The sequence below is a fragment of the Nocardia spumae genome (genome assembly GCF_020733635.1).
GTDB classification, from domain to species: domain Bacteria; phylum Actinomycetota; class Actinomycetes; order Mycobacteriales; family Mycobacteriaceae; genus Nocardia; species Nocardia spumae.
In genome coordinates this window covers 1,826,600-1,850,336 of sequence record NZ_JAJFZL010000001.1, presented here as the reverse complement: position 1 = coordinate 1,850,336, position 23,737 = coordinate 1,826,600, and the positions used below count along the sequence as shown (strand labels likewise).

General features: G+C 66.7%; 22 protein-coding genes. 14 read left to right on the top strand and 8 right to left on the bottom strand.

Translation table 11 applies throughout. The features are described 5' to 3' along the window. The first annotated feature begins 208 nt into the window (after window positions 1–208). A complete protein-coding gene (locus LKD76_RS32290) occupies window positions 209–283 on the top strand; it encodes a 50S ribosomal protein bL37 (RefSeq protein WP_369801531.1) in 75 nt (24 codons plus the stop codon). Between the two features lie 117 nt (window positions 284–400). Here LKD76_RS32290 and rsrA read toward each other — a convergent pair whose 3' ends face one another. Beyond that, window positions 401–667, bottom strand: coding sequence for a mycothiol system anti-sigma-R factor (rsrA, locus tag LKD76_RS07815; protein WP_227985149.1), 267 nt, complete (start codon window positions 665–667; stop codon window positions 401–403). A 44-nt stretch (window positions 668–711) separates the two neighbouring features. Further along, window positions 712–1,326, bottom strand: coding sequence for a sigma-70 family RNA polymerase sigma factor (locus tag LKD76_RS07810; RefSeq protein ID WP_227985148.1), 615 nt, complete (start codon window positions 1,324–1,326; stop codon window positions 712–714). 448 nt (window positions 1,327–1,774) lie between these two features. Here LKD76_RS07810 and ybaK point away from each other — a divergent pair, with 448 nt between their 5' ends. The 3 genes from ybaK (at window position 1,775) to LKD76_RS07795 (ending at window position 3,380) form a co-directional block, all read left to right on the top strand. After that, window positions 1,775–2,266 carry a Cys-tRNA(Pro) deacylase gene (ybaK, locus tag LKD76_RS07805; protein ID WP_227980357.1) on the top strand — a complete coding sequence of 164 codons (492 nt, stop codon included), beginning with the start codon at window positions 1,775–1,777 and terminating at the stop codon, window positions 2,264–2,266. Between the two features lie 141 nt (window positions 2,267–2,407). Then, window positions 2,408–2,908 carry a MarR family winged helix-turn-helix transcriptional regulator gene (locus tag LKD76_RS07800; protein ID WP_227980356.1) on the top strand — a complete coding sequence of 167 codons (501 nt, stop codon included), beginning with the start codon at window positions 2,408–2,410 and terminating at the stop codon, window positions 2,906–2,908. 151 nt (window positions 2,909–3,059) lie between these two features. Beyond that, entirely contained in the window at window positions 3,060–3,380 is a 321-nt protein-coding gene (locus tag LKD76_RS07795) for a hypothetical protein (protein WP_227980355.1), read from the top strand. A 32-nt stretch (window positions 3,381–3,412) separates the two neighbouring features. On the opposite strand, the gene LKD76_RS07790 is transcribed toward LKD76_RS07795, so the two are convergent. Further along, the gene (locus tag LKD76_RS07790) at window positions 3,413–4,276 is read right to left on the bottom strand and encodes an SOS response-associated peptidase (RefSeq protein ID WP_227985147.1); all 864 of its coding nucleotides are present in this window, start codon (window positions 4,274–4,276) and stop codon (window positions 3,413–3,415) included. 147 nt (window positions 4,277–4,423) lie between these two features. On the opposite strand from LKD76_RS07790, the gene LKD76_RS07785 reads away from it, so the two are divergent. The 4 genes from LKD76_RS07785 to LKD76_RS07770 all read left to right on the top strand — a co-directional run bounded on the left by LKD76_RS07785 (window position 4,424) and on the right by LKD76_RS07770 (window position 9,733). Beyond that, window positions 4,424–5,959 carry an aldehyde dehydrogenase family protein gene (locus tag LKD76_RS07785; protein ID WP_227980354.1) on the top strand — a complete coding sequence of 512 codons (1,536 nt, stop codon included), beginning with the start codon at window positions 4,424–4,426 and terminating at the stop codon, window positions 5,957–5,959. A gap of 183 nt (window positions 5,960–6,142) precedes the next feature. Then, complete coding sequence (gene aroA, locus LKD76_RS07780) at window positions 6,143–7,462, top strand: 3-phosphoshikimate 1-carboxyvinyltransferase (protein ID WP_227980353.1); 1,320 nt, start codon at window positions 6,143–6,145, stop codon at window positions 7,460–7,462. Further along, the gene (rsgA, locus tag LKD76_RS07775; RefSeq protein ID WP_227985146.1) at window positions 7,459–8,460 is read left to right on the top strand and encodes a ribosome small subunit-dependent GTPase A; all 1,002 of its coding nucleotides are present in this window, start codon (window positions 7,459–7,461) and stop codon (window positions 8,458–8,460) included. Before aroA ends, rsgA begins: the two co-directional genes overlap by 4 nt. A 67-nt stretch (window positions 8,461–8,527) precedes the next feature. Next, window positions 8,528–9,733, top strand: coding sequence for a DUF1444 domain-containing protein (locus tag LKD76_RS07770; protein ID WP_227980352.1), 1,206 nt, complete (start codon window positions 8,528–8,530; stop codon window positions 9,731–9,733). 132 nt (window positions 9,734–9,865) lie between these two features. Here LKD76_RS07770 and secA read toward each other — a convergent pair whose 3' ends face one another. Together secA and LKD76_RS07760 are read right to left on the bottom strand one after the other, a co-directional pair. After that, the gene (gene secA / locus LKD76_RS07765; protein ID WP_227980351.1) at window positions 9,866–12,703 is read right to left on the bottom strand and encodes a preprotein translocase subunit SecA; all 2,838 of its coding nucleotides are present in this window, start codon (window positions 12,701–12,703) and stop codon (window positions 9,866–9,868) included. Window positions 12,704–12,921: 218 nt separating this feature from the next. After that, the gene (locus tag LKD76_RS07760; RefSeq protein ID WP_227980350.1) at window positions 12,922–13,488 is read right to left on the bottom strand and encodes an Rv3235 family protein; all 567 of its coding nucleotides are present in this window, start codon (window positions 13,486–13,488) and stop codon (window positions 12,922–12,924) included. 173 nt (window positions 13,489–13,661) lie between these two features. On the opposite strand from LKD76_RS07760, the gene LKD76_RS07755 reads away from it, so the two are divergent. The 6 genes from LKD76_RS07755 (at window position 13,662) to bluB (ending at window position 20,582) form a co-directional block, all read left to right on the top strand. Next, complete coding sequence (locus tag LKD76_RS07755; protein ID WP_227980349.1) at window positions 13,662–15,089, top strand: WS/DGAT/MGAT family O-acyltransferase; 1,428 nt, start codon at window positions 13,662–13,664, stop codon at window positions 15,087–15,089. Then, window positions 15,076–15,663 carry a DUF6912 family protein gene (locus LKD76_RS07750; RefSeq protein WP_422615962.1) on the top strand — a complete coding sequence of 196 codons (588 nt, stop codon included), beginning with the start codon at window positions 15,076–15,078 and terminating at the stop codon, window positions 15,661–15,663. The genes LKD76_RS07755 and LKD76_RS07750 overlap by 14 nt, the downstream gene beginning before the upstream one ends. Window positions 15,664–15,732: 69 nt before the next feature. Next, entirely contained in the window at window positions 15,733–16,917 is a 1,185-nt protein-coding gene (locus LKD76_RS07745) for a ferredoxin reductase (RefSeq protein WP_372465762.1), read from the top strand. A 193-nt stretch (window positions 16,918–17,110) separates the two neighbouring features. Continuing rightward, window positions 17,111–18,511 (top strand): fatty acid desaturase family protein, encoded by a 1,401-nt coding sequence (locus tag LKD76_RS07740; protein ID WP_227980348.1) that lies wholly within the window; start codon window positions 17,111–17,113, stop codon window positions 18,509–18,511. Between the two features lie 97 nt (window positions 18,512–18,608). Next, complete coding sequence (locus LKD76_RS07735; RefSeq protein ID WP_227980347.1) at window positions 18,609–19,865, top strand: fatty acid desaturase family protein; 1,257 nt, start codon at window positions 18,609–18,611, stop codon at window positions 19,863–19,865. Window positions 19,866–19,958: 93 nt separating this feature from the next. Further along, window positions 19,959–20,582, top strand: a complete 624-nt coding sequence (gene bluB / locus LKD76_RS07730) for a 5,6-dimethylbenzimidazole synthase (RefSeq protein ID WP_372465973.1) — start codon at window positions 19,959–19,961, stop codon at window positions 20,580–20,582. Window positions 20,583–20,602: 20 nt separating this feature from the next. Here the strand turns inward: bluB and LKD76_RS07725 are convergent, their stop codons facing one another. The 3 genes from LKD76_RS07725 to LKD76_RS07715 form a co-directional block, all read right to left on the bottom strand. Then, the gene (locus LKD76_RS07725) at window positions 20,603–21,895 is read right to left on the bottom strand and encodes an acetyl-CoA C-acyltransferase (protein ID WP_227980345.1); all 1,293 of its coding nucleotides are present in this window, start codon (window positions 21,893–21,895) and stop codon (window positions 20,603–20,605) included. 123 nt (window positions 21,896–22,018) lie between these two features. Continuing rightward, window positions 22,019–22,864, bottom strand: a complete 846-nt coding sequence (hpf, locus tag LKD76_RS07720) for a ribosome hibernation-promoting factor, HPF/YfiA family (RefSeq protein WP_308188512.1) — start codon at window positions 22,862–22,864, stop codon at window positions 22,019–22,021. A 148-nt stretch (window positions 22,865–23,012) separates the two neighbouring features. Further along, a complete protein-coding gene (locus tag LKD76_RS07715) occupies window positions 23,013–23,657 on the bottom strand; it encodes a ComF family protein (protein WP_227980344.1) in 645 nt (214 codons plus the stop codon). Between the last annotated feature and the right edge of the window lie 80 nt (window positions 23,658–23,737).

Sequence of the window (23,737 nt, the reverse complement as noted above, 5' to 3'; positions counted from 1 at the left end):
GCACGAATTACGGCACCGCCGTTCCGGCCGCCCACCAGCACCGCGATCCCACGCGCCGAGCCGATCGGGTCCGTCGCGACGCGGTGGTGCGGGCCGCCACCGGACCGCCGATTGCCGACGTCATCGGGGGCGCATGTAACCTTTCCTCCCGGAAACTCGCACCTGAGGCGGGTTCACCCCAGCCTTGGGGGTCAGAAGGGAGATACCGATGGGTAAGCGTGGGCGTAAGAAGCGCAGCCGCCGCAAGAATGCGGCCAACCACGGCAAGCGGCCGAACTCCTGAGCCGTTGCGCCGTGCGCCCCGGAACCGCCCGCCGGATCCGGAGCACCGCCGATAAAACGCCGAATGCGGCACGCCATCCGTGGATGGCGTGCCGCATTCGGCGTTTCGGTACGTCGGTCAGCGTTCGGGTTCGACCCGGGTCTCGGTGATCGTCACCGACCGCCGGATGTCGAGGGTGAGCCGCTCCCGCAGCGATTCGGGGGCGCGATCGCCGCCGCACTTACGGCTCAGCAGGCGCTTGAGCTTCTCCTCCAGGCCGTAGGCCTCGATGCAGGGCGAGCAATGGTCCATGTGATGCTGCAGGCGCGCCCGCGTGGCGTCATCACATTCGCCGTCGAGCATGAGCCACACGTCGGTCAGCACCGCCGAACAGTCCAGCTCCATCTCGTCCCCAGTGCCCCGATCTTCGTGCTCGTGCCCACTGCTGCTCACTGGGTTACCTCCTGACGCGCGCCGTTGCCCGTTCGGTTCCGGTCGAACCCCCGCTCGTGTGCGACATCGGCCAGCAGCCCCTTGAGCTGTTTGCGACCGCGATGCAGCCGGGACATGACGGTGCCGATCGGAGTCCCCATGATGTCGGCGATCTCCTTGTAGGGGAAACCCTCCACGTCGGCGTAGTAGACCGCCATGCGGAATTCCTCCGGCAGCGACTGCAGGGCCGCCTTGATGTCGTCGTCGGGCAGCGCTTCGAGCGCCTCCATCTCCGCGGACCGCAGACCGGTGGAGGTGTGCTCGGCCGTCGCCGCGAGCTGCCAATCGGTGATCTCGTCGGTCGGGTACTGCGCGGGCTGGCGCTGCTTCTTGCGGTAGGAGTTGATGTAGGTGTTGGTGAGGATCCGATACAGCCAGGCCCGCAGGTTCGTGCCCTCCCGGAAGGACCGGAAGCCCTGGTATGCCTTCGCGAAGGTCTCCTGCACCAGATCCTCGGCGTCGGCCGGGTTGCGGGTCATCCGCAAGGCCGCACCGTAGAGCTGATCCAGCAGCGGCAGCGCGTCACGCTCGAAACGCGCGGCGAGTTCGGACTCGTCGGCGGTGCTACGCACTGTGCCGGCGCCCTCGTCAGACGTGACCTCGTCATCGTCTACCGGGTCGTCGGGAATCTCGATATCTTCCGGCCGGGAACCACCCCCGGTGTTACCGCGGAGGCGATCGGCCGCCAATTCGTCGTCGCTCGTCACGGAAGTCCCTTCGGTCGCCGTAGCAGTAGAATCTACCGCGCGCGAGGAGGGCCGGCCGAACCCGGTGTCCGGGGTCACGATGTCGATCAACGGATACGACGGCGCGTTGCCGATCGTCACCGGACGTTCGTCGACGAGGACGGTCACCGGCATCTCCTTCGAACTGGCTGGGTCTGGCGCGAATATGGGACACATCCGCTCCGTGCTGGCGGAACAGTGCAACATGGCGGGCCGCCGCTGTGTTCCCGGCGAGCCGCCGACGAGCCGAAATCCGGATGACCGGGCGGAAATCGGCCTCGCTAAGGTGACCGGCATGGCCGTATCGACACCCGCGATCCGGGCGCTCGTTCAGGCGAGGGTGCCCCATGTGGTGCATTCCTATGCGCACGATGCCCGCAGCGACTCGTACGGCGACGAGGCGGTGGCGGCCCTGTCGCAGCGCCTCGGCGTGACGGCCGCCCAGATCTTCAAGACCTTGATCATCGAGTTGTCGACCGGTGCGCCGGCGGTGGCCGTGGTCCCGGTCCCGAACTCGCTGTCACTGAAGGCCGCCGCGGCGGCCCTGGGAGCGCCCAAGGCCACCATGGCGGACAAGACCAAGGCACAGCGCGTCACCGGATATGTGCTGGGCGGGGTGTCTCCGCTGGGGCAGAAACGACAGTTGCCGACGGTTGTCGACGATTCGGCGACCATCTGGGATCGCGTGCTGTGCAGCGCCGGGCGGCGCGGGCTCGAGATCGAGGTGGCCCCCGCCGATCTGATCCGGGTCACCGCCGCGGTGACCGCTCCCATCGCGGCCGGCTGATCGGCGTCGCTGTGAATACGACCATCCTGATCCGAAACATTTGTTGGCCACAACTGGTGTAGGTATACAAATAGTTGATTGCTACAAGTAGCTAGCCGCCCGCCGGGCGGTGCGATGGCACCGAGCAGGAGGCCCGGACAGATGGACAGCGAACAGGTGACCGATCAGATCGGCCAGCAGCTGATCCGCCTCGGGCGTATCCGAGAACGAACGAACGCGCAGGTCGCGGCGGCCTCACAGGGTGAAGTCGACGCCTCCGCCTATCGCATCATCTTTCGCCTGCTCAGCGACGGCCCGATGCGTTCGGGCACGCTGGCCGAGGCGATGTACTCCGATGCCTCCACGATCAGCCGACAGGTGGCCGGACTCGTCAAGCGTGGACTGCTCCGCCGCGAGGCCGATCCCGCCGACGGCCGGGCCAGTGTCCTGATCGTCACCGATGCCGGCCGGGAGATGGCGATTCACCTGCGCGCCCGGCGCAACGAGATGATCAGCCGGATCCTCACCGGCTGGAACGACGCCGACCGACACCAGTTCGCGGATCTGCTGCTGCGCTTCGTCGACGACTACGAGGCCGCGCGACCGGCCATCCTCACCCTCGACGCCCATACCGGAGACCCCGCCGCGAAGAAGACCTCGTAGCGGCTCACGCATCGGCCGCAACACTCCGGGGACACGCTGCGACCAGGGCGGGATTCACATGATTCACTCGAATCACACCAGTATCTGTGCGTTACTTGTCGAGCAGTTCGTTCGACCCCCGATTCGTTTCGAACCGAGGATGTGATGCGAAATGACCCACCGTCCGCGCGTGCGCAGCCTGATCGCCGCCACCACCGGCGCCGCACTACTCGCATTGGGTTCCGGCCTGGTGACCGCCGCCCCCGCGAGTGCGGCACCCAACGCGGTCGCCCCCGCCCACAATCCGAACTATCCACTGGGCGGCGATGCCGAACACCCGGGCACGCCAGAGAAGGCCACGCCCCAGAAGGATCAGCGCGTGGAGAAGGCCGAGAAGCTGGGCGGCGGCACCGCCACCAAGATCATCGAGCTGGGCGCGAACATCTTGAAATGCGGCCTCAACATCGTGGCGCCCACCGTGAAATGTGAATAGCGAACGCCCTCGGGCACCGCGCCGGGCCGGGTTCAGATCAAGCTGATCTGCCCGGCCTTTTCGCTGCCGCCGCCGGCCGCCGGCGCCAACAGTTCCGGACCGTTGTTGCGCACCGAATTGACCAATGTCGAGACCGGCCTGGCGACGATCGACGAAATCACTTCCGGCGCGGGGGTTTCCAGTAGTTCGTGCGGCGCCGGATGATCGGGGTCGAGCCAGGCGTCCCAGTGCTCGCGCGGCATCACCAGCGGCATCCGGTCGTGGATGCGAGTCAGATCGCCGACCGCATCGGTGGTGAGGATGGTGCACGACAGTAGCGGCCGCATATCCCGGAGCGCGGAATCCCGCCACACCGACCACAGTCCGGCCATGTACAACCGGTCGCCGTCGGCATCGGACATGTAGTAAGGCTGCTTGACCGCTTTGCCCGAACCGGCCGGATGCGGTTCGGCCAGCCATTCGTACCAGCCGTCCATCGGCACCAGGCAGCGCCGCTTCTTGACCGCGTCCCGGAACGAGGGTGCGGTCGCGGCACGATCGGCCCGCGCGTTGAACAGCGGCTTCCCCTTGGCCGGGACCCCCGGTTCGGCGGCCTTGGTCCACACCGGGATCAGCCCCCAGCGCATCCGCCGGATCCGCAGCGCGGGATCGTCGCCGGGGTGGTCGTGGTCGTGCCGCCGAACCACGGTGAGTACCTGATTCGTCGGCGCCACATTGTAATTCGCGCCCGGCGCACCATTTTTCCCGGATTTGTCACCCGATGCGTTTCCCTCCGAAGCCGGCTTCGGATCCGCGGCCGTTTCGCCGCTCGCGACACCGTCGCCGGTCTCGTCGAGCGCATCGAGTTCGACCGCCAACCTCGCCGGATTCGCCGTGGTCGCATATCTGCCGCACATATCTCCATGCTGCCATCCGGAGGCGCCCGGGATCCGTAAGCTCGGACATATCCGCGCGACGTGACGAAGACAACTGAAGGCGGTTGACATCACATCTCGGGTGTGAGAACTTCTTGCCGTAACTCTCTCATTAGGGGTCGCCGAATAATGTCCACCACCGAGTCCACCGCCGCCACCGCGTCGGCGAAGGCATCCGAATCCGCTCCCGCGACCGAACTCTCCTCGGTCGATCCGGCTACCGGCGAGGTCATCGCCACCCATCCCATCGCCGACGAAGCGGCGGTGCGCGCGGCCGTCGACAAGGCCCGCGCGGCCGCGGCCACCTGGAGTGGGCTCAGTTTCGCCGATCGCAAACAGGCGCTGCTGCGCTGGTCGAGCCGACTGGTCGCCCGCGCCGACGAATTCTGCGATCTGATCCACGCCGAGAACGGCAAACCACGCGACGACGCGTATCTGGAATTGATGCTGGCGCTCGAGCACATCGCCTGGGCGGCCAAGAATGCCGAGAAGGTGCTCAAGCCCAAGAAGGTTTCCCCCGGCGCGCTGATGTCGAATTTCGCCGCCTCCATCGAACAGCGCCCGCTCGGCGTGGTCGGTGTGATCGGGCCGTGGAATTATCCGGTGTACACCCCCAACGGCTCCCTGGCCTATGCGCTGGCCGCGGGAAATACGGTCGTGTTCAAGCCGAGTGAATATTCCACCAGCATCGGCAATTTCGTCGGCGAGGCCTTCGTCGACGCCAATCCCGGGCTGCCCGAGGGCGTCTTCGTCACGATCAACGGCTACGGCGCGACCGGTGCGGCACTGGTGAAAGCGGGCGTCGACAAGATCGCCTTCACCGGGTCCACCGCGACCGGCAAGAAGATCATGGCCGCCGCCGCGGAATCACTGACCCCGGTGCTGCTGGAGTGCGGCGGTAAGGACGCGGTCATCGTCGCCGCCGACGCCGATATCGCGGCGGCCGCGGACGCCGTCGCCTACGGCGCCACCATGAACAGTGGCCAGACCTGTGCCGGTGTCGAGCGTGTCTACGTCGACAAGGCGATTCGCGAACCGTTCATCGCCGAGGTCAAGAAGATCCTGTCCACCGTGCACTCGGGATCCGACGACAAGGCCTCCTACGGCCCGATGACCATGCCCGCGCAGGTCGACATCGTCCGCAAGCACATCGAAGCGGCACTGGCCAACGGCGGTACCGCGGTCCTGGGTGGTCCGGAATCGGTGCACGCGCCCTACATCGAGCCGGTGGTCCTGGTCGATGTCGACGAGAATTCCGACGCGGTGCGCGAGGAGACCTTCGGTCCGACCGTGACCATCCGCACCGTCGACAGCGTCGACGAGGCCGTCGAATTGGCGAACACGTCGAAATACGGACTGGGCTCGGCCGTCTATTCGCGTAAGCACGGGCTCGAAATCGCCCGTCGGCTGCGGGCCGGGGCCACCTCGGTCAACTCGGTGCTCGGCTTCGCCGCCATCGCGGCCCTGCCCTTCGGCGGCGTCGGCGATTCCGGCATCGGCCGCATCCACGGCGCACCCGGTCTGCTGGAATTCACCAGCCCGCATTCGATCGCGGTGCAACGCTTCGCGATTCCGGGCATGGCGCTGATGAGCTACAAGCGCACCGACAGCACCATGCGACTGCTGCGCAAGGTGGTTCCGCTGCTGCACGGTCGCAACAAGTAGAACCGGACAATTCGCGGGCCCGCACCGAACAGTGCGGGCCCGTTCGCGCTCTTCCGGTCGCGCCCGCGATTCCCGGCAACCCGCTCCGACCTCCCGTCGAGCCGAATTTCGGGTATCGGGCGAATAAACGAGCATAAGTGCGAGATCACAAAACCGCGCTCCGTGCGTACGGGCTCTGCTCTCATGAGAGAAGATGGTCCGGTGAGTTTCTGGCCCGCGCCCCACATCGACCATGCCGTGCACGCGACCGTCACCCTGCCCGGGTCCAAATCGATCACCAACCGGGCACTGATCCTCGCCGCGCTCGCCGACCGCCCCTCGACCATCACCGGTGCGCTGCGCAGCCGCGATACCGAGCTGATGATCGGGGCCCTGCGCGCCATGGGCACCGATATCAGCGGTGACGGTGACGTCCTCGCCGTCACCCCGGCCGACCATCTGCACAACGCGACCGTCGACTGCGGCTTGGCCGGCACCGTCATGCGCTTCCTGCCGCCGGTGGCCGCGCTGGCTCAGGGCGATGTGGCGTTCTTCGGCGACGAGCAGGCGCAGCTGCGCCCGCTGCACACGATTCTCGACGCGCTGCGCAGCCTGGGCGTCGATATCGAGGGCAATACGCTGCCGTTCGTGGTCCGTGGCACCGGATCACAGCGCGGCGGCGAGGTCACCCTCGACGCCTCGGGTTCGTCGCAGTTCGTCTCCGGACTGCTGCTGTCGGCCGCGCGCTTCGAGTCCGGCCTCACCGTGCGCCACGAAGGCGCCCCGCTGCCGTCCCTGCCGCATATCGAGATGACCGTGCAGATGCTGCAGCAGGCCGGTGTGCGGGTGCAGGCGCCGACCGATCCGCGCCGGGACCAGATCTGGACCGTCGAGCCGGGCCCGATCCACGCGGTCGACTGGGACGTCGAGCCGGATCTGTCCAATGCCACCTCGTTCCTGGCCGCCGCCGCGGTCACCGGCGGCGAGGTGACCATTCCGCACTGGCCCCAGCTGACCACGCAGGCCGGCGACGTGATTCGCGAAATCCTGGTCCGCATGGGCGCCGAGGCCCGCCGCCACGACGGCAAGCTGACCGTGCGCGGTCCGCGGACACTGGCCGGAATCGATATCGATCTGCACGATGTCGGCGAGCTCACCCCCACTGTGGCGGCGCTGGCCGCCCTGGCCGATTCGCCGTCGCGGCTGCGCGGCATCGCCCATCTGCGCGGCCACGAGACCGATCGGCTGGCGGCGCTGACCACCGAGATCAACCGCCTCGGCGGTAAGGTCACCGAGACCGACGACGGCCTGGCCATCGAGCCGACTCCGTTGAGCGGCGGCCGGTGGCACTCCTACGCCGATCACCGAATGGCCACGGCGGGAGCGATTCTCGGCCTGCGCGTCCCCGGCGTGAGCATCGAGGACATCGGGACCACCGCCAAGACGCTGCCGGAATTCGTCACCCTCTGGGAGGCCATGCTGGCCGACGCGGGCGCCTTATCGGGTGAAGGAGCGGCCCACTGAGGCGCCGGGAGTACGACGAATCCGATGTCCGGGTCCGCCCGGGCAGAGGGTCGCGTCCCCGCACCAAGACCCGGCCCGAACATCGGGATGCGGTGTCGGCCATGGTGGTTTCGGTGGATCGAGGCCGCTGGGGATGTGTCCTTGGCGACGATCCCGACCGCCTGGTGGTCGCCATGCGCGCACGCGAACTGGGTCGTACCCCCATCGTCGTCGGCGATCAGGTGGATGTCGTCGGCGATCTGTCCGGGCGTCCCGACACCCTCGCCCGGATCGTCCGGGTGGCCGAACGCCGAACGGTGTTGCGCCGCACCGCCGACGACACCGATCCGTTCGAACGCATCGTCGTCTCCAATGCCGAGCAGCTGTTCATCGTGGTCGCGCTGGCCGATCCACCGCCCCGCACCGGATTCGTCGAACGCGCCATGGTCGCCGCGTACGCCGGTGGGCTGCAACCGATTCTGTGCCTGACCAAACACGATCTGGCCGCGGAATCCGAATTCGCGGCCGAATTCGCCGATCTCGACCTGACCATCGTCTACGGCGGTCGCGACGATCCGCTGGAGCAGGTCCGCGACCTGCTGCGGGACTCCCTGACCTGCCTGCTCGGACATTCCGGTGTGGGTAAATCGACCCTGGTGAATCGCCTTGTGCCCGATGCGGATCGAGCCGTCGGCACGGTGTCGGGCGTCGGCAAGGGCCGGCATACCTCCACCCAGTCCGTCGCATTGCCGCTGGCGGGTGGAGGCTGGGTCATCGACACCCCCGGCATCCGCTCCTTCGGCCTGGCCCACATCACCCCCGACGATGTGATCGCCGCCTTCGCCGACCTGTCGGACGCCATCGAGAACTGCCCGCGCGGCTGCACCCATCTGGGCCCGCCCGCGGATCCGGAATGCGCACTCGACGAACTACCGGGCAAGGAACGCCGGGTGGCCGCCATCCGCCTCCTGCTCACGGCGTTGAACTCCAACGATCCATGGACCGTCGGCAACGGCTGACGCACTTCCCGTCCGGAGGAACAGTCCACCGATCGCTGTCGCCCCCTCGGTCTATTGTTCTGTCCCGATGGGGACACAAGAGCAGCGATACGCATTCGCACAGCAGGTCATGCTTCGGCTGGCGAAGTCCGGGGCCGCCGGATCGGCCGTGGTTCGGTACGACCGGGACGAGTTCGCGCTCACGGTGGGCAACGACCACGTGCTGTTTCTGAGCAATCTTTTCCACGAGACCGACGGCCTGGCCGAAGCCGAACGTGATGCGCGGGTCGACCGGTTCGTCACCGCCCTGTTGAGTCCGAAGGATCCCGACGCGGGCTGGGACGAGGTCTGCGACTCGCTGCGGCCGATCCTGCGCCCGATGACGTACGGGCTCGGCGCCGACGACGATATGCCGCAACCGTTGGCGCGTCCCGCTTTCCCGTTCATCAACGAAATGGTGGCGATCGATCGGGAGGAAACCCGCACCATCGTGACCATGTCCGATGCCGCCAAGTGGGGCGTGCCGGTCGAGGAGGTCTTCGCCCGGGCGCGGGCGAATCTCGGCTCGATCCTCACCTCCGCCGAACTCGAGCCGCGGTCGCTGATCCGTTTCGTCGACGAGGGCAGCAGCTACTTCGCCTCATACCTGCTGGTGCCGGAATGGCTTGCGGCACTGGACACTCCGGATTGGCGCCCGGTGGCATTCATCCCCGATGTCGACACCTTGCTGCTGGTCCCCGACGATCCCGAGATACTGGATTCGGTCTTCGAGATGGTCGAGCAGCAGTATCGCGAGGCGAGCCGGCCGCTGTCGCCGCAGGGGTACACCCTCGACGGGAACGGCGCCGTGGTCCCGCTCGATCGAGTCGGCCCGCATCGCGCACTGGCCGCCGCCCAGCGTGCCGCCGCAGGGCTGGCCGTGACCGAATACACCACCCAATCCGAATGGATCAGCGAGCAATTCGACACCCATCTCGAGCTCACCGGGTTCGGCCTGGAACCGGCCTACCCCGCCACCCCGCTCTTCGTGGCCCGGGACGAAGGTCCGTTCACGGTCGCGACCTGGGGCCAGGGTGTCGAATTCCTGTTACCCCGGGCGGACTACATCGTCTTCTGCGTCATGGATGAGCAGGAGGAGGAAGTCAGCACCCTGTGCACGGTCCCGTTCGATACCGCTGTGCGGCTCACCGGGATCACGGCCGTCCCCGGCCTGACACCGGAGCGGTTCGAGGCTCGGCATTGGCCCGAGCCGGCGGTATTGGCGGCCTTGGCCCGCGCCGACGTGGTGTTCTGACCCGCGCCATCGCGCGTCCTGAACCAGCTCGCCACGTGACCGCCCCCGATGCCGGTGACAGACAGGCGATTTCACAGCAGAGCGGCCGGCCCACCTGGTCGGTGGACCGGCCGCTGATGTCTTCTCTCGAAATTACCGGCGCCGCTTGGACTTCGGCGACTTGCCGCCCTTGGTCTCCGACCGGGCCGCCTCGCGACGCTCACGACGAGTCATCCCGGTGGGCTGGTTGTCGCCGTACTCCTGCTCCGCGCTGTGAACGGCGGCGTGACCACCCTCGTCGGGGCCGGAGAAGCTCAGACCGCGCGGACCGGACTCGTCGATTCCCTTCGCGCGCAGGGCCGCCGGGGCGTTGGCGCCGTTGGGCGCACCCACCTCCTGCGGGACCGGCGCCGGATGGGTCGCACCGAGCGGGGAACGCAGGCCGGGATCGACCGCCTGTTGCTGCGGAGCCTGCTGCACCTCGACTTGCAGGTTGAACAGGAAGCCGACCGACTCCTCCTTCAGGCCCTCCAGCATCGCGGCGAACATGTCGAAGCCCTCACGCTGATACTCGACCAGCGGATCACGCTGTGCCATCGCGCGCAGGCCGATGCCCTCCTTGAGGTAGTCCATCTCGTAGAGGTGTTCACGCCACTTGCGGTCGAGGACCGACAGCAGCACCTGGTGCTCGAGGTTGCGCATGCTCCCCGGTCCGGCCAGATCGTCGATCTCCTTCTCGCGGCGGGCATACGCGTCGTGGGCGTCGTCGAGGATCGCGTCGAGCAGTTCCTCGCGGCTCAGCTCACCCATCTCGCCGGAAGCGGTCTCGCCGGTGAGATCCTGGTATTCGATGCCGACCGGATACAGCGTCTTCAACGCCGTCCACAACTTGGCCAGATCCCAGTCCTCGACATACCCCTCGGCGGTGGCGCCGTTGACGTAGGCGGTGATCACATCGGTGATCATCGACTGAACCTGGCCCTCCATATCCTCACCGGCCAGGATGCGCTGGCGCTCGGCGTAGATGACAGTGCGCTGCTGGTTCATCACCTCGTCGTACTTCAGAACGTTCTTGCGGATTTCGAAGTTCTGCTGTTCGACCTGGGTCTGGGCGCTCTTGATGGCGCGCGAGACCATCTTGGCCTCGATCGGCACATCATCGGGCAGGTTGAGCCGGGTCATGATCGACTCCAGCGCCGCGCCGTTGAAGCGCCGCATCAGCTCGTCACCGAGCGAGAGGTAGAACCGGGACTCACCCGGGTCGCCCTGACGGCCGGAACGACCGCGCAACTGGTTGTCGATGCGCCGCGACTCGTGCCGCTCGGTGCCGAGCACGTACAGGCCGCCGGCGTCGCGAACCAGATCCGCGTCCTCCTCGACCTGGCGCTTGACCTGTTCGAGAGCGGGCAGCCAGTTGGCCTCGTACTCCTCGGGGGTGTCCACCGGGTCCAGGCCCTGACGCCGCAGCAAGGTGTCGGTGATGATGTCGGGGTTACCGCCCAGCACGATGTCGGTACCACGACCGGCCATATTCGTCGCGACGGTGACCGCACCCGGCCGGCCCGCCTCGGCGATGATCTGGGCTTCCTTCTCGTGGAACTTCGCGTTCAGCACGCTGTGCGGGATACCGCGCTTGGTGAGGGCCTTGGACAGGTACTCCGACCGTTCCACCGAGGTGGTACCGATCAGCACCGGCTGGTTGTTCTCGTGCCGTTCGGCGATATCGTCGGCGACCGCGGCGAATTTGGATTCCTCGGTCTTGTAGATCAGATCGGCCTCGTCCATACGGATCATCGGCTTGTTGGTCGGGATCGGGACCACGCCCAGACCGTAGGTCTGGTGCAGCTCGGCCGCCTCGGTCTCGGCGGTACCGGTCATACCGGACAGCTTGTCGTAGAGGCGGAAGTAGTTCTGCAGCGTGATCGTGGCCAGCGTCTGATTCTCCGGCTGGATCTCCACGGCCTCTTTGGCCTCGATGGCCTGATGCATACCCTCGTTGTAGCGACGGCCGACCAGAATGCGGCCGGTGAATTCGTCGACGATGATGACCTCGCCGTCGCGGACGATGTAGTCCTTGTCGCGAACGTAGAGTTCCTTGGCCTTGATCGCGTTGTTCAGATAGCTGACCAACGGCGAGTTGGCGGCCTCGTAGAGGTTGTCGATACCGAGCTGATCCTCGACGAATTCGACACCGGCCTCGTGCACACCGATGGTGCGCTTCTTGATGTCGACCTCGTAATGCACGTCTTTCTTCAGCAACGGTGCAATTCGGGCGAATTCGGCATACCACTTACTGGAGGCGTCGGCCGGTCCGGAGATGATCAACGGGGTTCGCGCCTCGTCGATCAGAATCGAGTCGACCTCGTCGACCACGGCGAAGTTGTGCCCGCGCTGGACCAGATCGTCCAGCGAATGGGTCATATTGTCACGCAGGTAATCGAAGCCGAATTCGTTGTTGGTGCCGTAGGTGATATCGGCGTTGTACGCCTGCCGGCGTTCGGCCGGGGTCATACCGGACAGGATCGCGCCCACCGACAGGCCGAGGAAGCGGTGCACCCGGCCCATCCACTCGGAGTCACGACGGGCCAGGTAGTCGTTGGTGGTGACGATGTGGACGCCGTCGCCGCCGATCGCGTTCAGATACGCGGGCAGCACCGAGGTCAGCGTCTTACCCTCACCGGTTTTCATCTCGGCCACATTGCCGATGTGCAGAGCCGCACCACCCATCACCTGAACCTTGTAGTGCTTCTGGTTCAGCACCCGCCAGGAAGCCTCGCGGGCGGTGGCGAAGGCCTCGAGCAGCAATTCGTCCAACGATTCGCCATCGGCGAAACGCTGTTTGAATTCGTCGGTCTTCGCGCGTAGTTCCGCGTCGGTCAGATCAGCGAATTCCTCGTCCAGACTGAGCACTTCGTCGGCCAGGTTTGCGAGCCGCTTGACGGTGCGACCCTCACCAAAACGTAGCAACCTCGTCAGTGTCAGCGCAGGCACGGGTCTCGTCAGTCCTCTGGTCGATGTTGTCGTCTTGCAGTGCTACATCTTCGGCACACCGCGCCGTTCACGGCACACCGAAGCCCCCGCCACATCGTATGGGCGAAATCCCCGGTGCGCGGATACGCGGCATCGTCCATGGTAATGCGGCCTCCATCGTAGGCGCCCGCGCGGCGACAGATCTCACCCAGCGTCCACTCCCCTCCCATCCATCGCCGTCAGCGCATACGCAGCGCGCCGACGCGCCACCGGCCCCGCCGCAGCACCAGGCGCGCCGCGATCGCGAAGCGCCGCCGGCCGCGGTCGTATCCCGCGCAGACCTCGGCACCGTTCGCCGTGATCTCGGCGGTTTTCACGGTGACCAGGACCGCGCTGCCCAGACGGCGTTCGGCCGCCGCGGTGCGGGCCAGCGTTTCGACCGCCGCGAGGACGGTCGGCTCGACCACCGAGCGCAGCTGACCGAGCGGGCGACGGCCGTCGATCACCTCGAGCACCAATCGCAGCGACCGCTCGGCGAACCGAGCCGCGGCCGCGTCGCTCTCCCCCGCCTCGCCGCCCCCGCCACGAACCGCGGGCGTGCCCATCGCGCCGGTCCCCGGTGAGCGTCCGTCGTGTGTGGAGCGGCGCGGCGCGCGGAGTCGAACGCCGCCACGATCCCCGGCACGCCGAAGCGGTCCGCGCGCGGCCTCGGTATCGGTGTGGTCGGGATTCAGCGGCGGTTCGAACACCGGTGCCGCGGTCGTCGCGCGGCGGGTGTAAACCGGGCTTGCAGAAGACTCGAGCATTCGACACTCCCCCTGGTCGGCCTGCTTCGGGCACGGATCGCACCAGCATGCCACGGCCGGTCCCGGCGCCGGAGTATTTCCGCCACGGACGCGACAAGTCCCACAGAGTTCCCCGCGGATGGATTGTGTAACCCCACAATGGAGGACGGCAACGGAGAGGAGCATTCAACAGCGTGATCACGAGACTGTCGCCGCAGGACTCATCGTTCTTCAGGCTCGAGTCGAGCAGCAATCCCATGCACATCGGCTCGCTCGCGATCGTGCGCGTCGAGCATCCGGCCGAGGCTGCCGGGGATACCGCGGCCGACCTGGACTATCAGCGATTACTCGATCTGGTCGACAGTCGGCTGCCGATGGTGCCGCGCTATCGCCGCAAGGTGCGCGAGGTTCCGTTCAAGGTCGGCCGCCCGGTCTGGGTGGAGGACAGCCGCTTCGATCTGACCTACCACGTGCGCCGCTCCGCGCTCCCGGCGCCGGGTTCCGACGAGCAGCTCCATGAACTCGTCGGACGGTTGACCTCACGGCCGCTGGACCAGAGCCGGCCGCTGTGGGAGATGTATCTCATCGAGGGTCTGTCCGAGGACCGGTGCGCGATCTTCACCAAAACCCATTCGGCGCTGGTGGACGGCGAAACCGCACTCGAGATCGGGCACGTCATCCTCGACGCCGGCCCGCGGCCGCGCGAGGTCGCGCCCGACACCTGGGTGGCCCACCGCGAACCCGGTGAGGTGGAGCTACTGGGTATGGCCTTGGCCGAGATCGCGACCCAGCCCGCCACCGCGTGGGAGGTGATGCGCGATGCCGGCGCCAACGCGTCCGCGGTGGCGGCGGCCGCGGGCAGAGCCGTCGACGCCGCTGTCTCCCGGGTGCGCGCCGCCGGGCGGACCGCGCCCGACAGCATCTTCAACACCTCGATCTCACGCTGCCGGCGGTTCGATATCGCGCAGACGGCGCTCGACGACTACCGCCGCATCCGCCGTCGCTTCGACTGCTCGATCAACGACGCGATCCTGGCGGTGGTCACCGGCGCGCTGCGGATATTCCTGCAGTCCCGGGGTGAGGTCCTGGTGGAATCGGCGGTGCTGCGCGCGGTGGTGCCGATGTCGGTCTACGTCGACGGAGCGCCCGAGGACGCCCTGCGTCCGGCCAGCGAGGTGTCGTCGTTCCTGATCGATCTGCCGGTCGGTGAGCCGAATCCGGTGATGCGGCTGTCGCATATCTCGCATGCCACCGGCGAGCATTCCCGCCACCGGCGCGGGGTGCGGGCGCGGACGCTGGTGCACATGGCCGGCTTCGCCCCGGCCAGCCTGCACGCGATGAGCGTCCGGGCGGCGAGTACGTTCGCAGAGCACACGTTCAATTTGGTGATCACCAACGCCCCGGGTCCGCAGCAGCCGATGTACATCGGCGGCGCGCGGATGCTGGAGATGTATCCGGTATCGCCGTTGCTGCGCAATCAGGCGTCGAGTATCGGGATCACGTCCTACGACGGGCGGGTGTTCTACGGTTTCAATGCCGACCGCGAGGCGATGGCCGATATCGCCGTGCTGGCGGCGTCGGTGCGCGAATCCATGGAGGAGATGCTCGGTGCCTGCGTCTGATCAGGGCAAGCTACGGGTCTATGTACCGGCCACCATCGCGATGCTTCGAGAGCTGGTGGCGGAGCGCGAAATTCGCGCCGTGAACGATACGGCCTTCGCGGTCACCCCCGCTCTGCGGGAGGCCTATGCCTCCGGTGACGACGAGGAGCTGGCCGAGGTCGCCATGATCGACGCGGCACGCGCGTCGTTGCGCCTGCTCGCCCAGGAACGCGAGTCCGCGCTCCTGCAGGCCGAGGACGACGACACCGGCACCGACACCGACACGGCGGGGCCGTCCTATTCGGCCCCGGTCTACCGGCGCGCGGTGATCGCCGCGGATGTGACGGGAATTACCCTGCGACCCGATCTCGACGACGCGGTGGTCCGCCTGTCCGGCCCGATCACCTACCAGCGGATCGCCTCGGTGCACGTCGACCTGGCCGAGGCCGAACCCCAGGTGGCGAAGGCCGTCGACGTCATCGATGCCGCCGATCTCGGGGATCCGGACGCGGAGTTCGTGCTCGGCGATGCGGAGGATCATCAGCTCGCCTGGTACGCCGCACAGGAGCTGCCGTTCCTGCTCGACCTCCTCTGAGCCGACCGCTAACCTACGATGCCGTAACCTTGGGTCGGACGGTGCGCCGCAGGCGCGTGATCACAGGAAATGAGCATTCGCACGATGGTGTCGAAATCGGTAAAGGGCCTGCGGGCGTGGCTCGAGGCCCCGGTCGCCGACGCGAAGATGGCGGGCAGGACGCGGCTGGACGCGGTGCGTGGCGCGGCCGCCCGTATCACCACCCCGCTATTGCCCGACGATTATCTGCACCTGGTCAATCCGTTGTGGTCGGCGCGGGAACTGCGCGGCCGCATCGTGGAGGTCCGCAAGGAGACCGCCGATGCGGTCACCCTGGTGATCAAGCCGGGTTGGGGTTTCGATTTCACCTTCACCCCGGGCCAGTACATCGGTATCGGTGTCCTCGTCGACGGGCGCTGGCACTGGCGTTCGTATTCCCTTACCTGCCCGCCGAACTGGACAGATCCGGACAACCGCGCCAAGCGGGTGATCTCGATCGCGGTGAAGGCGATGCCGGAGGGCTTCCTGTCCAGTCACCTGGTCAACGGCGTCCCGCAGGGCACGGTCGTGCGACTGGCCGCACCGCAGGGCGGGTTCGTACTGCCGGAACCGCCGCCGTCGAAGGTGTTGTTCATCACCGCGGGCAGCGGTATCACGCCGGTGATGGCGATGCTGCGCACGATGGATCGCCGTGCCGCCGATCGCACCGACGGCGACGCGATGGACGACATCGTCCACATCCATTCCGCTCGTGCCGCCGCCGACGTCATGTTCGGGGACGAACTGCGGGCCCTGCACGATAAGCACCCCGGATTCACCGCCCACGTTCATCTGACCGGCGACCAGGGCAAATTCGATCTGGCCGAGCTGGACACCCGGTTCCCGGACTGGCGCACCCGCGAGACCTGGGCGTGCGGACCGGCCGGACTGCTCAACGATGTCGAAAAGCATTGGGCCGCCGCCGGTATCGGCGACAAGCTGCATGTCGAGCGGTTCGAGGTGGAGCGGTCGGCCGTCGGCGAGGGTGGCACCGTCACCTTCGCCCGCGCCGACCGCAGCGCCGAGGTCGATGGCGCCACCAGCCTGCTCGAGGCCGGTGAAGCGGCCGGAGTGCAGATGCCGTTCGGCTGCCGGATGGGCATCTGCCAGACATGCGTGGTCACCCTCACCGACGGACATGTGCGCGATCTGCGCAACGGATCCGAGCACCAGGCCGGGGAGAAGGTGCAGACCTGCATCTCGGCCGCGGCCGGAGACTGCACTCTCGACGTGTGAGCCGGAACTCCGGTGGGACGCGCGGTGACCGTACCGGCACAAGCGATCACCACCGGTAACCGATACTCTGAACAGGAACAGACCGAGACCTCCCACCGAAGTGCAGCGGAGGCAATCCGAGACCGGCCCGCCGACGCGCAGCAGAGGCATTCATCTCGAAACCGCCGGAGCGAAGCGGAGGCATTGCAATACCGTGGCCATCACCGACATCAAGGCGTATTCGCACCTGACGGCAGCCGATATCGAAACCCTCGGCGAAGAACTCGACACTATCCGGCGCACCGTCGAGCAATCGCTGGGCGAGCGCGACGCCGCCTATATCCGGCGCACCATTCGGGCCCAGCGCACCCTCGAGGCCGCGGGCCGGGCGGTCCTGTTCGCCGGGCGCAACAAGTGGGCCTGGGTGGCCGGGACGGCGATGCTGTCGGTGGCCAAGATCATCGAGAACATGGAGCTCGGCCACAACATCAGCCACGGCCAGTGGGATTGGATGAACGATCCGGAAATCCACTCCACCAGCTGGGAGTGGGATATGACGGGCACCTCCGGTCAGTGGAAGCGCGCCCACAACTTCTCTCACCACACCTACACCAACATCGTCGGCATGGACGACGATGTGGGCTTCGGCATCCTGCGGATGACCCGCGACGAGCAGTGGAAGCCGATCAATCTCGCCCAGCCGGTGGCGAACCTGATCCTGGCCGCGCTGTTCGAGTGGGGTATCGCGCTGCACGATCTGAAGATCGAGAAGATGCAGCTGGGCGTCCCGCGCAGCGATCTGCTGTCGGAGCCGAATCGGCAATTCCTCCGCAAGGCCGGGCGACAGGTGGCCAAGGACTTCCTGGTCTATCCGCTGCTGACCGGTCCGGGCTGGAAGCAGACGCTCAAAGCCAATGCCACCGCCAATCTGATCCGCAATCTGTGGGCGTACGCGGTGATCTTCTGCGGCCATTTCCCCGATGGCGCCGAGAAGTTCACCCAGGAACAGTTCGCCGGCGAAACGCGGGCGGAGTGGTATCTACGGCAGATGCTCGGTAGCGCCAACTTCCAGGCGGGCCCGGCGATGGCGTTCATGAGCGGCAATCTCTGCTATCAGATCGAGCACCACCTCTTTCCGGACATTCCGAGCAATCGGTATCCGGAGATCTCCGAGCAGGTGCGGCAACTGTGCGACAAATACGATCTGCCGTACACGACCGGATCGCTCGGAAAGCAATATCTGCTCGCCTTCCGCACCATTCACAAACTGGCACTGCCCGATCGGTTCCTGCGCCGCACCGCCGACGACGCACCGGAGACCTCGTCGGAACGCAAATTCACGCTCTCGGCGCTGCCGTTGGCCGGCGGTTCCGACGACGCGCTGTTCGCGATCGACCCATTGACCGGCCGGCGGCAGGGATTGCGCTCGGCGCTGGCCGAGGCGAAAGCGGCGCTGCGCGAGAAAGCACGGCAGGAAAAGGCGGCACTGCGCGAGGCGAAACTCGTACTGCAGGAGAAAGCGCAGGCCGAGAAGCAGATCTTGCGCCGGCGGGCGCTGCGCGAGCGGGCGACCGTTCGAGTACGGTGGCGTCAGCGACGGAAGCGACTAACTTAAGCAGATATCGGTCACAATCACAATGCGGTATACGCCACAGTTGTAATCCGATCCCGAGGCAACCTACGCAACCGTAACCTACGGTAGTGTAACCAGCATGGCGATCTCGGATGTCAAGGAATACGCCCACCTCACCCCCGAGGATGTGGAGGCTATCGGCGCGGAGCTGGATGCGATCCGCCGCGAAATCGAGTCCTCCCGGGGTGCGAGCGACGCCCGCTACATCCGCAATGTGATCCGTTTGCAGCGCGCTCTGGAAATCGGTGGCCGCGCAACGCTGTTCGCCAGTTTCCTGCCGCCGGCCTGGCTGGCCGGCACCGCGATGTTGTCGGCCGCCAAGATCATCGAGAACATGGAGATCGGCCACAACGTCATGCACGGCCAGTGGGACTGGATGAACGATCCGGAAATCCACTCCACCAACTGGGAATGGGACAACGCCGGCCCGTCCGAGCACTGGAAGATCACGCACAACTACCTGCATCACAAGTACACCAACGTGCTGGGCATGGACGACGACATCGGCTACGGCCTGCTGCGCGTGACCCGCGATCAGCGGTGGACCCCGTTCTATCTCGGCCAGCCCGTATACAACCTGCTGCTGCAGATGTTCTTCGAATACGGCGTCGCCATCCAGCATTTGGAGCTGGGCAAGGTGGCGAAGAAGAAGTGGGCACCCGGATCGCCCGAGCGGCTGCAGTTCGAAGAGGACCGCCGCGTGGTGCTGAAGAAGATCGGTAAGCAGGCCGCCAAGGATTACCTGATCTTCCCGCTGCTCACCGGACCGGCGTTCCTGTCCACCCTCACGGCCAATATCACCGCGAATATCGTCCGGAATGTCTGGACCAACGCGGTCATCTTCTGCGGACACTTCCCCGACGGTGCGGAGAAGTTCACCAAGGGCGATGTGGACAACGAAACCCAGGGCGAGTGGTATCTGCGTCAGATGCTGGGCAGCGCCAATATCACCGGTGGCGCGGTCATGCATTTCATGACCGGCAACCTCTCGCACCAGATCGAACACCACCTTTTCCCGGATCTGCCGAGCAACCGGCTGCGCGCTATCTCGGTCCGGGTCCGCGAAATGTGCGATAAATACGACCTGCCCTACACCGCCGGATCCCTGCCGGTGCAGTACGGCAAGTCGTGGCGCACCATCATCAAGCTGTCGCTGCCCAACAAATATCTGCGCCGCGGCACCGACGACGCCCCGGAGACCAAGTCCGAGCGCGCATTCGGCGGCATCGGCACCGTCGACCCGGCCACCGGCCGCCGCCGCGGGCTGCGTACCGCGCTGCGCGAAGGAAAGCGCCGCGTCGCCGAGCGACGCCAGGCCGTCGGTTCGGCCGCCTGATTCCACGAACACGGCACAGGGGCTTCCCGGATTTGTCCGGGGAGCCCCTTTGCCATGGGTATCGATCGCGACTGGTTGACTGAACCGGTGTCAGTGCAAGAACCCAGCATCTACGACGTGATCCGGCGGCGCCGCGATGTGCGTGCCGAATTCACCGGGGAAGTCGTCGACGATGCGACCCTGCTCCGCATTCTCGACGCCGCGCATCGCGCACCGAGCGTGGGCAATTCACAGCCCTGGGATTTCGTGGTCGTCCGCGCCCCGGAGACCCTGACGAGATTCGCCGCCCACGTCGCCGACAAACGGGTGGAGTTCCACGATTCCCTGCCCCCGGAGCGGGCCCGCACCTTCGATCCGATCAAGATCGAGGGCATCACGGAGAGCGGCACCGGCATCGTCGTCACCCACGACGACAGCCGCGGCGGTCCGCAGGTGCTGGGCCGGGCGACCGTACCCGAAACCGGCTTGTACTCCACGATTCTGGCGATCCAGAATCTGTGGCTCGCCGCCACCTCGGAGGGGGTCGGGGTCGGCTGGGTGAGTTTCTACGACGCCCCGTTCCTCACCTCGCTCATGGAACTGCCGCCCGGTATCCGGCCCGTGGCATGGCTGTGCGTCGGACCGGTCCACGACTTTCAGCAGACGCCGGATCTGGAACGATTCGGCTGGCGTGAGCGGCGCCCACTCGAGGATGCGATCCACTGGGAACGGTACTGATCCGCCTCCGGAGACCGGGGCTACACCCGTTCGAGGACCGCGGACGCGCCGTGGCCGCCCGCGGCGCAGATGCCCAGTAGCGCGGTGCTCTTGCCCGTCAGCGCCAATTCGTTGGCCATGGTCGCCACCATACGGGCGCCGGTGGCTCCGAACGGGTGACCCAGCGATACCGAGCCACCGTGCACATTGAGGATGTCGGGATCGACCTCGCCGACCGCGGTATCGCGATCCAGCCGGGATTTGGCCCAGTCGGCGCTGGCCAGCGCGGAGACCACCGACAGCGTCTGCGCCGCGAACGCCTCGTGGATATCCACCAGATCGACATCGGACAGCGACAGGCCCGCCTTGTCCAGGGCTCGCGGCATCGAGATGGCCGGTCCGATCAACACCTGATCGGCGGGGTCGACGCTCACGAAACTCCAGGACCGGATGGCCGCCAGCGGCATGAATCCCAGGGCCCGGGCCTTCTCCTCGCTCATCAGTAGGACCGCGGCGGCGCCGTCGGTGAGCGGACTGGCATTTCCCGCGGTCACCGTGCCGTCGCGTGCGAACGCCGGCGCCAGGGTCGCCAGCTTCTCCACACTGGTGTTCGCGCGCACCAGCCCGTCGCGATCGATCGTCTTCCCGTCGGGGGTACGCACCGTCAGCACCTCGCGGTCGAAGCGGCCGGAGTCGATCGCGGCCGCCGCGCGATGATGTGACCGGACGGCGAATCGATCCTGCTCGGCGCGGGTGATCCCGTGGATGCGCGCCATCTTCTCCGCGGACTCCCCCATCACCTCACCGGTGGTGCGTTCGGCGATCCGCGGACGGCGCGGCACGAGATCGGTGAACGGGGCCAGCTGGGCGACCGCGGACAGATAGTCCTTGGGCTTGGGTTTGCCCAGCGCCAGGGGCGCGGCGGCGTGCACCATCTTCTGTGGCAGCTTCACCTCGGCATTACTGGTCGAGTCGCTGCCGCCGGCGATCATGACGTCGTACTCGCCGCGTTCGATGGCGGCGGCTGCCGCGGTCACGGCCTGCAGGCCCGAGGCGCAGGCCCGGGTGACGGTGTACCCCTCGACACCGTGGCCGAGATTCAGATCCAGCGCGATCTCCCGGGCGATGTTGGGGGCCGCGCTCGGCAGGATCACCCCGCCCCACACCATGGCCTGCACCTGCTCCTTCGGCAGGCCGACCCGTTCCAGGAGGCCGGAGACCGCCTGTGCGCCCAGATCGATGGTGTCCATCCGCATGTAGTCGGAGAAGGCGCGGAGGAACGGGGTGCGGGCGCCGGCGACGATGACGGCGCGACGGGAACGCTCGGTAGTCATGGGGCTTACTGTATGGTCGGAAAAATCCCGGTACAAGGTGTCACAGTAAATTGATCCGGAATAGTAAGCGGCCGGGGCACCAGGCCCCGGCCGCGGTCGATCAATCCATGATGCGTAACTCGGTTACGCCAGCCTGATCAACCCGTAGTCGAAGGCGTGGCGGCGGTATACGACCGACGGGCGGTCGGTCTCGCGATCGTGGAATAGGAAGAAATCGTGGCCTACCAGCTCCATCTGATACAACGCGTCGTCCACCGACATCGGTGTCGCGGAGTGCACCTTGGTTCGCACGATATGGCCGGGACCGGCGTACTCGCCGGTGTCGGCGGCGGACTCGGCCGCCTCGGAACCGTCGGAGGTCAGCAGTGCGGTGTCATCGATCAGCGCGGCCGTCGCCTCGGCCACCGATACCGGGGTCTTCTCGCCGTAGTGCACCCTGCGACGATCCTTACTGCGACGCAAGCGGGACTCGAGCTTGGCCACGGCCTGTTCCAGCGCACCGTAGAAACTGTCGGCACACGCCTCCGCGCGGACAACCGGGCCTTTACCACGCACGGTGATTTCCACGCGCTGACAGTTCTTGCGCTGACGGCGATTTCGTTCGTGGAACAGCTCGACGTCGAACAGATAGATCGACGGGTCGAAGCGTTCCAAACGGGAGAGTCGGTCCGCGACATGAATGCGGAAATGATCGGGTACCTCGACGTTGCGTCCCTTGACCACGACGTCCGCTTCGGGCGTCCGGGGCACATCCGAGATGGTCTGTTCGGCTCCGTTCAATTCTGTGGAACCCAGCTGGGTGCCCGTACCGGTCGAGGAATCTGCTTCTTTGACTGAAGGTCGTGAAGTCGTCACGCGTACCTCCCGGATCTGGCCGCACAACCGTGTCATGTGCGGCGGGTTAGCAGCCGTGCCGAGCAGGCGAACCGGGGGTGTCAGGAACTGGTGAGAAGGCTTGCGGCCTGCCACCCGTGGCCCGCTGTTCACGCCGGAAAGCTCGGCACGAAGTCGTCCGAGTTGCCACCTCCAACCTCTGGGATCGGGTGTCAGATCGCTATGTCAGCAACGCTATTACGCCAACGATCCGTCCGCCACTGTTCACGCAAATTTCTCCGACTCACGCGGCGCATGTCACCATCACGGCCCGAACCCGCAGTCCCGCGGCGGCCAGCACACGCACCGATTCGGCCGCCGTCGCCCCGGTGGTCAGCACATCGTCTACCAGCACGATGTCGGCATCGGCCACGGTCAGAAGCGGTGAGGAGGCGGTGATCCGGACGGCGATACGTCCGGCCAGATTGTCCCGGCGCGCCGCCACACCCAATCCGACCGAATCCCGCACCTCACCACGTGCCCACAGCACCGGTGCGAGATGGCAATCGGTCAGCCAACCGGCCGCGACCCGGGCGGTCCGGACGACCGGATCGCCACCGCGACGCCGCGCCGCGACCCGGCGACTGGGCGCCGGGACCAGGATCAGTGGACGTTCGGGAGCGCGCAACCGGCCGATCCCCCGCGCCAAGGCCAGCCCCAGCGGCGCCGCCAGATCACGGCGGCCCGACTCCTTCGCCGCCACCACCGCCCGCCGCGCCGGACCGGTGTACGGTCCCAGTGCCCAGCACGGCGCCCCCGGGGCGGTTCGTGGCCTGATCCGCATCGGTGGCTGCGTGAGAATCGCGGCGCATTCCGCACACCATCCGGTCCCGGCCGATCCACATCCCCCGCAGTACTGCGGCAGGATCAACTCCAGCAGCGTGCGCATCGCACCAGTGTCGCCGAAGCCACCGACACGGCCGTCTCCGGCGCTGTCGGTGGGTGCCGAGATCGCCGGGCGCAATTCCG